Consider the following 12154-nt stretch of genomic DNA (forward strand, 5'->3'; position numbering starts at 1 on the left):
TCAGCTCTTGGAAGGTTGGTGGGCGGGCAGGGTGAAGGTGAATACCGTACCACGGGGCTCGTGGGGCGCAAACCCCAGATAGCCGCCATGCTGCTCCACCACCGTGCGGCACAGGCTCAGGCCCAGGCCCATGCCTTCGGTGCGGGTGGTGAAGAAGGGGGTGAACAGCTTTTGCGCCACCTCGTCTGGGATGCCGCTGCCACAGTCGGTGACCGAAAACTCCAGCCAGACGTTGTGCCTGTTCGACGCTGCGCGCTTGACGCGGATGTCCAGCACACGCGTGTGGATGGTCGGGTCGTCCATGGCCTGCATGGCGTTGCGGGCCAGGTTGAGCAGCACCTGTTCGACCATGGTGCGGTCACACAGCGCGGGGGGCAGACCAGGCTCGACCATGGTGTGCACGCGCACGCCCAGCTTGCGCGCCTGCAAGATGGCCAGCGGCAAGATGGCGTCCACCAACTGCTGCGCAGGCACGGCCTCGCGGGCCTGGTCACGGCGGCGCACAAAGTCATGCACGCTTTTGATGACGCGGCCCGCGCGCTCGGCTTGGCGGGCAATCTGACGCATGGCCATGCGCACGTCCTGCAGGCTTTCAGCGCTGGGCTGGGGGTCGGTGGCTGACGGTGGCTCCAGCAGGTTCAACGAGCCCGTGGCATAGCTGGAGATGGCGGCCAGGGGCTGGTTCAGCTCGTGGCTAAGCAGCGATGCCATCTCGCCCACCGTGGCCAGGCGGGCGGTGGCCTGCAGGCGCTCTTGCGAGGCGCGCGAGAGCTCTTCCACGCGCCGCTGCTCGCTGATGTCCAAAAACGCGCTCATCCAGCCGGTGTGCAGGCCTTGCGCGTTGATGAGTGGGGCCTCGATGATGAGCACCGGAAACCGGGTGCCGTCCTTGCGCATGAACTCGGACTCAAACCCTTCACGCGGTGGCGTGTTGCCCGCAAAGCGGATGGCCTGGCGCTGGCGGTACTCCTCCACCCGCTCGGGCGGCCAATACAAGGCGGAGGCGGGGGCCGAAGTGCTGTGGCCCATCAACTCTTGCGCCGTGAAGCCCACCATCTCGCAAAACGCGGGGTTCACGTAGGTGATGCGCCCCTGCAGGTCGCGCGCGCGCAGCCCTGTGACCAGCGAGTCTTCCATGGCCTTGCGAAACGCCAGCGCGTCGCCCAGGTCGCGCTCGGCACGCAGGCGGCGGCGGTTGTCGCGCACCAGCACCCACATCACCGTGACCAGCGCAATCGACATGGCCGTGACCAGCGCCGTGAGCACGTTGGGGAACACGCTGGGCGCGGTGTGCCAGGTGTCCATGCGCAACACCAGCGTGGTGCCGGGCAAGTCCAGCAGCTGCTGCGCGGTGAACATGCGCGAGCCCCGGCGCGAGGCGCCCAGCACGGCCAGGCGGGTGCCGTCGGGTTCGGTGAACGAGGCCTCCTGGCTGCGCGTGAGGCTGGCGCCCACCATGTCGGCCAGCACCGACTGCAGCGCATAGGTGGCGATCAAGTAGCCCGAGGCACGCCCGCCCGTGCTCAGCGGCAGGCACAGCTCCATCAGCTCTGAGCCCAGCCCATCGACATGGGGCTGGTAGTAACTGCCCGAGTAGGCGGGGCTGCTCAGGCGGCGCGCCGTGCTGCAGGCCTGGTTGGCTTCGGAGTTGTTGTGGTCGCGCAGCCCCCGGTCCCACAGCACGGCACGGTAAGGGCTTTGCACATGGGTGCGCAGGCGCATGGCACTGTCGCGCCACTCCAGGCGCACCAGTTCGCGCTGGTTGCGCAGCAGGTCAGAGGCCTCCACCTCCCAGGCCAGCAGGCCCGGGTCGCCAGAGTTCAGGGCTTGCAGGCTTTGCAGGTTGCGGGTGAGCGCGGCGCGGATGTCCGACACCGCGTCGGCGGCATCGCGCTCCAGGTGCGACTGCACCTGGCTGGCCTCGTAGCGCCCCGCCAGCCACACCATGGTGACCAGCATCGACACCACCAGGGCGATGAGTGCTGTCCACAGCGACCAGCGGCGCCAGGCGCTGCGCCAGCGCCGCCAAATGGCGCGGGGGATGGTGCTCACAGGATGCGGTGCGCAAGGGCGGGCAACTGCTGGCGCACGCTACGCAGCCGGGCAGGGTCCAACTCGGCCAACACCACGCCGGGGCCCTGGGCCTGCTGCGCCAGCACCTGACCCCAGGGGTCAGCCACCAGGCTTTGGCCCCAGGTGTGGCGGCCGTTCTCGTGCACGCCGCCCTGGGCGGGCGCCACCACGTAGGCCAGGTTTTCGATGGCGCGGGCACGCAGCAGCACCTCCCAGTGGGCCTGGCCCGTGACGTGGGTGAAGGCGCTGGGCACCAGCAGCAGATCGGCCCCGGCGCTGGCATGGGCGCGGAACAGCTCCGGAAAGCGCAGGTCGTAGCACACCGACAGGCCCACGCGCCAGCGGTGGCCGTCGCGGGCGAGCAAGTCAAACTGCACCGGGGCGTTGTCTCCGGGCTCGATCACCCGGCCCTCATGGAACTGCTCACGCCCGTTGTCAAACCAGAAGAGGTGGATCTTGTCGTAGCGCGCCACGCACGCACCGTCGGGTGCAAACACCAGCGTGGTGTTGCGCACGCGCTCAGGGTCGGTGGTGCGCAGGGGCAGGGTGCCACCCACAATCCACAGCCCCAGCTCGCGCGCGGTGCGCGCCAGAAAGTCCTGGATCGGGCCCTGGCCCGGCACCTCCTGGTGGGCCAGCTTGTCGGTGTCGCGCAGGCCCATGATGCAAAAGTACTCGGGCAGCACCGCCAATTCGGCACCCGCCTGCGCGGCCTGCTCCAGCAAGCTGCGGGCGGTGGCCAGGTTGTCCTGCGGGCGGGGGCAAGACACCATCTGGATGGCTGCGACTTTCATCATGAGGGGTCTCCGGTGTGGGTCGGTTCAGGCGATGCCACTTGCGGGGCGGGCGTGCTGTGACCGGTGCCGCCCACCCCTTCGCGGCCACGGCGGGGCACGCGCACCACGCGCGGATCGCTCCAGGCGCCGTCCACGCGAAACTCCTGCGTGGCCGCCTCGATCAACGGGCCGCGCAAAAACACCTGCGCCAGGAAGCTGCCCAGCCCAATCACGGGGTTGATGGCCGTGGCCACCAGCGATGCCGTCATGGCGTTGATCTCGGGCACCACCACCACGCGCAGGTCCTGCGTTTCCTTGTCGATGTCGGCACTGCCTTCCATCAGCACGGCGGCGTTCACGCCCTTCATCTGCAGGTTGTTGGTCGAGGCCACGCCTTGCTCAATGTGCATGTCGCCGCGCACAAAATCAAAGGCAAAGCCTTCGCTGAACACATCGCGGAAGTCGAGCGTGAGGCGACGCGGCAGCGACTGCAGGCTGAGCACACTGAGCAGCTTGGCCAGGCCCGGGTCGGCCTTCAGAAACTGCCCCGCCTCGATGTTGAGGTTGACCTGCCCGGCCATGGTCCGGTAGTCGGGGCTGAAAGGCGCGCCAATCCAGCCCACCTGGCCCTCCATGCGGCCCTTGCCGCGCTTGATCACGTTGACCATGCCGAAGCGGCCTAGCAGGTCGCCTGAGTCGCGGATGTCCAGCTTGAAGTTGAGCACCGTGCGGCGGTCTGGCGCGCGAGGGGCCGCACCCGCTGCAGCGGCCCTGGCGTGGTTGAGCACCGCCCAGTTGCCGCTGGCCGTCAGGCTGGCCTCGGGGGTGCTGATGTTGAACTTGTTCAGGCGCCACTCGCGCTGGGCTGCGTCGCCAGTGCGGTTTTGCGCCTCGATCTCGATGCGCCCCAGCTTGCGCCCACGCAGTTCAAAGTCGTCCACCACCACGTCCACAGCGGGCAAGGCGCCGGGCTGCTCGTCCAGCAGCGCTTCCACCTGGGTGGCCTCGCTTTGCGGCATGCTCAGGCGCGACAGGCGGGCAAACAGGCGGCCGCTGCCCATGTCGCCCGAGGTGGGCTGGCGAAACTCCAGGTAGCCATTGAGCTCGGCCGCGTCCAGGTTGGCGCGCCACAGGTTGCCTTCGCGCAGGCCACCAGCCACCAGGTTGTGCAGGGTGCGCCCCTCGGCCGTCAGCTCGCTGGCGCGCAGGGCCAGCACATTGGGCAGATAGTCCATGGCCGGATTGGCCGCAGGCCCTGGGCCCATGACGGGCACAGGCCCAGGCCGGGCGGCCCCGGCCACGCCAGTGGACTGGGTGAACAAGCGCTCCCACGCGTCCACGTCCACCTTGCCCAGGCGGATGTTGGCGCCCACCCCTTCGGTCGGTTGCGGCGCCGATTCGCCGGCGAGCAGGCCTACGCCAATCGCGCCGCGCAGCACCCGGGGCTGGGCGCCGCTCACATCACGCAGGTAGGTGGCGGTGCCCACCGCACCCAGGTCCAGCGTGATCTGGTCGCGCAGCGGCGGCTGGGGGGCGGCCGCCGGGGTGCTGACCAACGACTCCCGCGCCACCATTTGCTCGTAGCGCAGCGGCTGCTGGGCCTCGGCCGTTTTGCCCAGGGGCGCAGGCAAGTCCAGGGCCATGCCTTGCAAGGTGGTGTTGACCTGCAGCTCTGGCACCCCCCGGCGAAACGACAGGGCCAGGCTGTAGGGTGCGCTGCCAGTGGCGTTGCGCGCCAGTTGCGCCACAAAGCCCAGCGATGGCGTTTGCTGCAGCCCCTGGGCCGTGGCCACACCCTGCGCGCGCAGCTGGATGGCCGCCTCGGTCGGGGGTGCACCAGGGGGCAGAGCGCGCATGCCGCCTTCCAGCCGCACATCGCCACCCAGGGCGCGTGCCTGCATGCCGCTCAAGGCAAAGCCGGTTTCAGAGAACTGCACCACGCCACGGGCACGGCTCATGGCGGGGGTGTCGGGGGTGATGCGCACCTCGTTGCCCAACAAGGTCACGCTGCCCTGTACTTTGGACTGCGCGATGTCGCTGATAGGCAGGCTCAGGCGCAGTTGCAGGTCGGCATTGCCGGTGCCGCTGGCCTGCGCCAGGGCGTTGCCCGTCATGCGCGCCAGGGGCGATGTCACCATCAGCCCCAGCATTTCTGGCAAGGGCCCACGCGCCTCGGCATTGACGCCCACCACCGTGTGGGCCAGGTTGGGAATCTGCGCTTCCACCTTGATCAGGCGTGTCTGCGGCAAGCCCATGAAGGTGCCCGATGCGCCCCGCACCTGCATGGACGAGCGCTCAAAAATCAGCTCACCCGCCAATTGGGTGAGGGGGGGCCAGCGCAGGGTGTCGTTCGGCAACAGGCTGGGCGGCACGTAGGCATAGGTCACGTCCTTGACCTTGGCAGCGATGCGGAAGTCGCCCAGCTTGGGGTCGTTGAAGGGCATGTCGTGCAAATCGCCCTTGACCTTGAAGTCCACATGGCTGGCCACACCGGCCACCACGGCCTGCTGCACATAGTGGCGGGAATCTGGCGGGATGCTCAGCGGCAGATAGCGGTGCACGCGGGTGCCGTCGGCGCGCGTCAGCGCACCCGACAAATCCAGCACCCCAGGGAAGCGCGAGGCATGCGCCACGCGGGCCGGGTCGCTGGTGTGCCAGGACATGCGGGCCTGGCCCTGGGCATCGGCGTTGGCAAAGCGGATGTCGTTGGCCTGCACGGCAATGCGCTCACCCTCCAGCTGCCAGCGCACATTGGCGGTGAATTCATCCAAAGGCACCACCGGGTCTTCAAACACGCGGGGCAGCACCAAGGCCCCCGAGGCGATGGACAGCGTCGCCTTGCCCCCCGTCTGGGTCAGGTCAAAGTCCACATCGGCGCCGCGCAGGCCGGGCGTGCGGGTGGCCTCGGTGGGGGTGCCGCCCGCCAGCGTCAGCCCCTGCACCCGGCCGCGCACCTGGTACTGCTGCAGCGCATCGAGCGGGCCCTTCCAGTTGGCCTGCACTTCTTGCACCATGCCCTTGGGCGCGTAGGTGGCGATGGCCTCATGGGCCGTGGCGCCCAGTGGCAGGCGGCTGGCAATCTGGGCCAGCGCGGCCAGGTCCAGCTTGTCCGCGCGAAACTCGCCTTGCGCTGGGGCTTTGCCCGTGGCCTCGGTGTACTGCAGCTTGAGGTTGCCACCGGGCCAGTGCAGCCCGTCGTCGGCCACAAACTGCAGCGCCTGGGTCGAAAATTCAAAACCGCCCTGCAGGCGGCGCCCACCCAGACGCCCCTCGATGGAAGGCAACTCCAGCGCCTGCAAATCGGAGCCCAGGGTGGCATGCACGTCGGCCAGCGCCAGGTCGGCCGTGCCGCCCACAATCTGGCCGCGCTGGATGTCGGCCCAGGCCCGCAGCGCCCCATGGCCCCGCGCTACCTCTACGCCCACATCGGCATGGTGGCGCAGACGCGAGACATCGACCCGCGAGAAGTTGGCAAACAGCTGCCCGTTCCAGTGCTGCCAGTTGCTGTCGCGCACCCGCAAGAGCGGCGCACGGAACAGGCCCACCAGCGTAAACCGGTCACCCCAGGCCTCGGGGGGCGTGGCGTCTATGCGCAGGCTGTGGCGCCAGTTGCCGTTGCGCAGCACCAGGTCCACCTTGCTCAAGGCCAGCTCAGGGGCGCCGCGCAGCTCGTCGTTCCAGCGCAGGGTGCCTTCGCGGATCACCACCTCGCCCTGCGAGAACAGCCAGTCGGTGGCCGCGTTGCTGTCGCCCGTGCCTTGCGCCACGGGCAGCCCGGCCACAAAGATGCGGCCATCGGGGGCGCGGCGAATGTCCAGATCGGGCGAGGCGATGTACAGCTGCTCAAACCCCCAGTGCAGCAACGACCGGGGCGACAGCGACACCACCACCCGGGGCAAACGCAAGGCGGCGCGGCCTTCGCCGTCGAGCAGGGCAACGTCCATCAGTTCAATCGAAGGGATCAGGCCTTCCGAGCGGGCCGATATGTCGCCAATGCGAACCGCCACACCCAATGCCTGCGAGGCGCGCGCCTCGATCTGGGGGCGAAACTCACCGATTCGCGGCACAATCCAGCCATGAAGGGCACCCCAGGCCACCGCCAGCAACAGCCAGAAGGCCACCAGCAACCCCAACGACCACCGCGCAAACCCGGCCACGATCTTGAGCAAACGGGAAGGGCGAGGGGTCGGTTCGGTCATGTTTCGGGTGAAAGTGGGCGGAATTATGACCCGCCCCCAGGGCCCCGGTTCCTGGCGCCAGCGGCTTTTATCGGGGTGTTGTGGACTGTTACGCCCAGCCCTGCCGCGAACAGGCCACCACAGCGCCCCACAAGGCAGGGCATTGCGGCCAGCGCGCGGTGCAACAAGCCCCAACCCCCTTGGCCGCAAAGGGGTAAATGCCCCGGCGCCCCGGATGGCCCGGCGCTTTGTATCCAATAGAAATAGATTCCATCGCCATCCCTCTCGATTGCTGTGCCCGCCATGCAGAACCTTCCCTCCGAATCCTCCCCCTGCAACACCATCGCACCCAGCGAAGGGCTGGCCGAGCATTCGCGCTTCTTCCAGAGGCTGCACCGCCGCTACGAGCAAGACCTGCCCCTGCTGCCCTCCGGCGCGCCCACCCGGGCGCTGATGGAGCAAACCCTGGCCGCCCTGCGCGCACGCGGCACCGACATGGCCAGCGCCCTGCGCATGGTGCGCCAGCTGGTGATGGAGCGGCTGATTCGCCTGGACTGCGAGCAGCGCGCCACACTGGCCGAAGTGACCCGCGCCGTGACCGAGCTGGCCGAGCTGGCCCTGGACCACGCCTGCCGCCACGCCCGCGAAGAGCTGGACAGCCGCCACGGCGCCCCGCAGGGGCCGCAAGGTCAAGCCGTGCAGCTGTGGATCATTGGCATGGGCAAGCTGGGCGCGCGCGAGCTGAACGTGTCGAGCGACATTGACCTGATCTACGTGTACGAGCACGACGGCGACACCGCCGGCATGCCTGACGGCCGTGGCCGCATCTCCAACCACGAGTACTTTGCCCGCGCCGTCAAGGCCATCTACAGCCTGGTGGGCGACACCACCGAGCACGGCTTTGTCTTCCGCGTGGACCTGGCCTTGCGGCCCAACGGCAACTCGGGCCCGGCCGCCATCTCGCTGGCCGCACTGGAAGAGTATTTGCAGGTGCAGGGCCGCGAGTGGGAACGCTTTGCCTGGCTCAAGAGCCGGGTGGTCGCCCCCACCGGCTGCATTGGCAGCACCGAAGTGCAGGCGCTGCGCAATGTGGTGCTGCCCTTTGTGTTCCGCCGTTATCTGGACTACAGCGTGTTCGACGCACTGCGCTCGCTGCACCGCCAGATCCGCGACCACGCAGCCAAGCGCAGCGCGGGCCACCCCGAGCGGGCCAACGACGTCAAGCTCTCGCGCGGCGGCATCCGCGAGATCGAGTTCACCGTGCAGCTGCTGCAGGTGGTGCGCGGCGGGCAGTTCCCCGAGCTGCGCCGCCGCCCCACGCTGGACGCGCTGCAGCGCCTGGCCCAGTCCGGGCTGATGCCTCAGGAAACGGCCGACGCCATGGCCCGCGCCTATGTGTTCCTGCGCAAGGTGGAGCACCGCATCCAGTACCTGGACGACCAGCAAACCCACGTGCTGCCCACGCGCGACGACGACCTGGCCTGGATTGCCAGCACCATGGGCTACCGCGACTGCTGCGCCTTCCTGCACGAGCTGGACGCCCACCGCGAGCTGGTGGCGCAAGAGTTCGACACCCTGCTGGGTGGCAATGAAAAGAAGCAATGCAGCGGCGGCAGCTGCGGCGGCCCCAAGGCATCTGCCCCCCCGCCCCCCGAGCTGGAAAGCCTGCTGGAGCAACTGCCCGAGGGCTTTCGCGAGCGCGTGGCCGAATGGCGCAACAACGCCCGCGTGGCCAACCTGCGCGACGAGGCGCGTGCCCGGCTGTTCCGCATCGTGCAGCGCACGGCCCAGTGGCTGAACGAGGGCCGCTGCACCCTGGAAGCCGCCTCGCGCCTGACCAACTGGCTCGAACCCCTGATGCGCCGCGAAAGCTACCTGGCGCTGCTACTGGAACGCCCGCCCGTGCACGAGCAACTGCTGGCCCTGCTGGGCGCCGCCAAGTGGCCTGCCCGCTACCTGCTGCAGCACCCCGGCGTGATCGACGAGCTGGTGGGCGATGTGCTGATGGCCGAGCGCTTTGTGGTGGCCGACTTTGAACGCGAGCTGGCGCAGCGGCTCAAGTCGCTGCAATCCACCGGCGAAGACGACGACGAAACCCTGCTGAACCTGCTGCGCCGTGCCCAGCACGCCGAGACCTTCCGCACCCTGGCGCGCGATGTGGGCGGGCGCATCACCGTCGAGCAAGTGGCCGACGACCTGAGCGCCCTGGCCGACAGCATGCTGCGCATCACCACCCAGTGGTGCTGGAGCCGCCTGAAAAACCGCCACCGCGACGAGCCCCAGTTCGGCATCATCGGCTACGGCAAACTGGGCGGCAAAGAGCTGGGCTACGGCAGCGACCTGGACATCGTCTTCGTGTTCGACGACGACGACGAACGCGCCCCCGAGGTGTACGCCGCGTTCGTGCGCAAGCTCATCAACTGGCTCACCGTGAAGACGGGCGAGGGCGACCTGTACGAGATCGACACCGCGCTGCGGCCCAACGGCAACTCGGGCCTGCTGGTGACCAGCTTTGAAGCCTATGCCAAGTACCAGCAGCAGCGCGGCAGCAACACCGCCTGGACCTGGGAACACCAGGCCATGACGCGCGCCCGCTTTGTGCTGGGCAGCGCCGCACTGCAAGCGCGTTTTGACGCCGTGCGCGAGGCCGTCATCACCTCGGAGCGCGACGCCAGCGCACTCCAAGGCGAGATCGTCACCATGCGCGAACGCGTGCGCTCAGCCCACCCGGTGCCGAATGGCATGTTCGAGGTCAAACACAGCCCCGGCGGCATGGTCGATGCCGAGTTTGCCGTGCAGTACCTGGTGCTGTCGCAGTCCTGCGCGCACCCTGAGCTGCGCGCCAACCTGGGCAACATCGCCCTGCTCGAGCGCGCCGAGCAAGTGGGCCTGCTGCCCGCAGGGGTAGGCCACGCCGCCGCCAACGCCTACCGCGAACTGCGCCGCGTGCAACACCGGGCACGGCTGGACGAAGCCCCTACGCAGGTGGCCCCCCCCGCGCTGCAGGCCGAGCGTGACGCGGTGCTGGCGCTGTGGCAGGCGGTGTTTGGGGCTGCGCACTGAAGCACCGCGCTGGGTGGAGAGGGCCGTGCGAGCCCCACTCTGCCAGCGGCGCAGGGATTGCAATAAAATCGATGCCTAGCGCTTGATAGATAAGCGCTAGCAGCTATCAAATCAGGAGTAATTCACCACACTCCATCCCCCATCGCGCTCCTTCACAGCGGTCAGAAGGATTCCCAATCCCCATCGTCGCCCCCCGCCTTGGCGGCGGAGGTGGGGGCGGCAGGCTTGCCGGGCGTGCGGCCCAGCGCAGGTGCTGCAGGCTTCGGGGGGGCGGGCACAGCGGCTTTGGCAGCAGCCTTGGGGCTGGCGGCAGGCCGGGGGCTGAGGGCGGGCCGGGGTGCGGCCGCCACGCTGGGGCGGTGCACCGGCCGGGGGGCCGCTGCGGGCTGGCCTGCCATATCCACCTTGAACTGCGCCACAGCGGCATTCAGGCGCTGGGCCTGGTCTTCCAGCGAGGTGGCGGCGGCCGAGGCCTGCTCAACCAGCGCGGCGTTTTGCTGCGTGGCCTGGTCCATTTGCGACACGGCCAGATTGACCTGGTCGATGCCCGAGGACTGCTCGATCGACGCCGCCGAGATTTCGCCCATGATGTCCGTCACGCGGCGCACAGAGGCCACGATGTCTTGCATGGTGGCCCCAGCACGCTCGACCTGGGCCGAGCCCGCGCCCACCTTGCCGACCGAGTCGGAGATCAATTCCTTGATCTCTTTGGCCGCAGCCGCAGAGCGCTGCGCCAGTGCACGCACCTCGCTGGCCACCACGGCAAAGCCCCGGCCTTGCTCGCCTGCGCGGGCCGCTTCCACCGCCGCGTTCAACGCCAGGATGTTGGTCTGGAAGGCGATGGAGTCGATCACATTCACGATGTCCGACATCTTGGTGGAGCTGTCCGCGATGGCCTTCATGGTGGCCACCACTTCGTCCACCACCGCACCGCCGCGCTGGGCCACGTCCATGCTGCCGCTGGCCAGCTGGTTGGCCTGGCGGGCGTTGTCGGCGTTTTGCTTCACGGTGGACGACAGCTCTTCCATGCTGGCAGCCGTTTCTTCCAGCGAGGCGGCCTGCTGCTCGGTGCGGCCGCTCAGGTCCGAGTTGCCCAGGGCGATTTCGCGCGCGCCGGTGTTGATTTCTTCCACGCCCTGGCGCACCTGGGTGACCATGCTGGCCAGCCCCGCCTGCATGGTGCTGACCGAGCGCAGCAGCCGACCAATTTCGTTGGTGGACTGGGTGTCGATGCGCGTTGTCAAATCGCCCTGGGCCACGCGGTCCATCAACTCGCCCACTTGCTGCAGCGGCGCCACCACGCGGCGGTTGATGAACAGCCAGCAACCCACCACCAAGGCGGCGGACAGCACCAGCAGGGCCACCGCCAATGCGCGCGACCACGCCAGCAGGCGCTCGGATTCGTCATGCTGCTCGGCGCTGCGGTCCTTGGCGGCTTTGAAGAGCTGCTGCATCAGCTCTTCCATCTCGGCCAGCAGCTTGTTGCGCTCGGTCACGATGTCTTTGCCGCTGTACTCTGCCTCATTGCCGCCCACCAGCCCAGCCCCGCCCCGGTTGACGAGCACGGTGTAAGCGCGGAACTTGGTGAGCATGGAATCGGCCAGCGCGCGCTGCTCTTGCAGGCCTGGGGGCAGCGTTTGCACCACCGAGGCCAGGATTTTGTCGGCATCGGCCATGGCTTTTTCGGCGCGATCGGTCTGGCCTTTGACGCTGGCGGGGGCATCGCCACGCAGCAGGTTGCGGTGCGCCACGGCCAGCGCCACCCGGTTGTCCCACATGCGGATTTCAGCCTGCTTGAGGGTGAGCATGGCATCCGAGAAGCGCTCTTGGTTGTCTGCCGCCTGGGCACCCGCCTGGGTGCCGCGCCAGCCCACCGCAACGGCCAGCAGCAGGGCCAGGGTGAAAACGCCCATCACGGCCAGCAGGCCGGTCTTGACCCCGAGATTGCGCATGTTGTCTCCTCATGGCCCCTGGCCGCTATGTAACTCATTGGAATCAAAGCAGTCTGCCAGAAAGAACCCTGTTGCGTGGCAGGTTGTCCGACATCTGCAACACCACGCCGCA

General features: G+C 68.4%; 5 protein-coding genes. 1 reads left to right on the plus strand and 4 read right to left on the minus strand.

The window, feature by feature from the left end:
* Genes CLU86_RS17215 through CLU86_RS17225 form a run of 3 tightly spaced genes read right to left on the minus strand, consistent with a single transcriptional unit; the run spans position 1 to position 7048 of the window.
* The gene (locus CLU86_RS17215) at positions 1 to 2052 is read right to left on the minus strand and encodes a nitrogen regulation protein NR(II) (RefSeq protein ID WP_162995863.1); all 2052 of its coding nucleotides are present in this window, start codon (positions 2050 to 2052) and stop codon (positions 1 to 3) included.
* Positions 2049 to 2867, minus strand: a complete 819-nt coding sequence (locus CLU86_RS17220; protein ID WP_099742460.1) for a carbon-nitrogen hydrolase family protein — start codon at positions 2865 to 2867, stop codon at positions 2049 to 2051. The genes CLU86_RS17215 and CLU86_RS17220 overlap by 4 nt, the downstream gene beginning before the upstream one ends.
* Complete coding sequence (locus tag CLU86_RS17225) at positions 2867 to 7048, minus strand: YhdP family protein (RefSeq protein WP_099742461.1); 4182 nt, start codon at positions 7046 to 7048, stop codon at positions 2867 to 2869. The genes CLU86_RS17220 and CLU86_RS17225 overlap by 1 nt, the downstream gene beginning before the upstream one ends.
* A 282-nt stretch (positions 7049 to 7330) precedes the next feature.
* Between CLU86_RS17225 and glnE the strand changes: the two genes are divergently transcribed.
* Positions 7331 to 10090 (plus strand): bifunctional [glutamate--ammonia ligase]-adenylyl-L-tyrosine phosphorylase/[glutamate--ammonia-ligase] adenylyltransferase, encoded by a 2760-nt coding sequence (gene glnE, locus CLU86_RS17230; RefSeq protein WP_099742462.1) that lies wholly within the window; start codon positions 7331 to 7333, stop codon positions 10088 to 10090.
* A gap of 161 nt (positions 10091 to 10251) precedes the next feature.
* On the opposite strand, the gene CLU86_RS23130 is transcribed toward glnE, so the two are convergent.
* Positions 10252 to 12042 carry a methyl-accepting chemotaxis protein gene (locus CLU86_RS23130; protein ID WP_099742463.1) on the minus strand — a complete coding sequence of 597 codons (1791 nt, stop codon included), beginning with the start codon at positions 12040 to 12042 and terminating at the stop codon, positions 10252 to 10254.
* Between the last annotated feature and the right edge of the window lie 112 nt (positions 12043 to 12154).

The organism is Acidovorax sp. 62 (genome assembly GCF_002754495.1).
Taxonomy (GTDB): Bacteria; Pseudomonadota; Gammaproteobacteria; order Burkholderiales; family Burkholderiaceae_C; genus Acidovorax.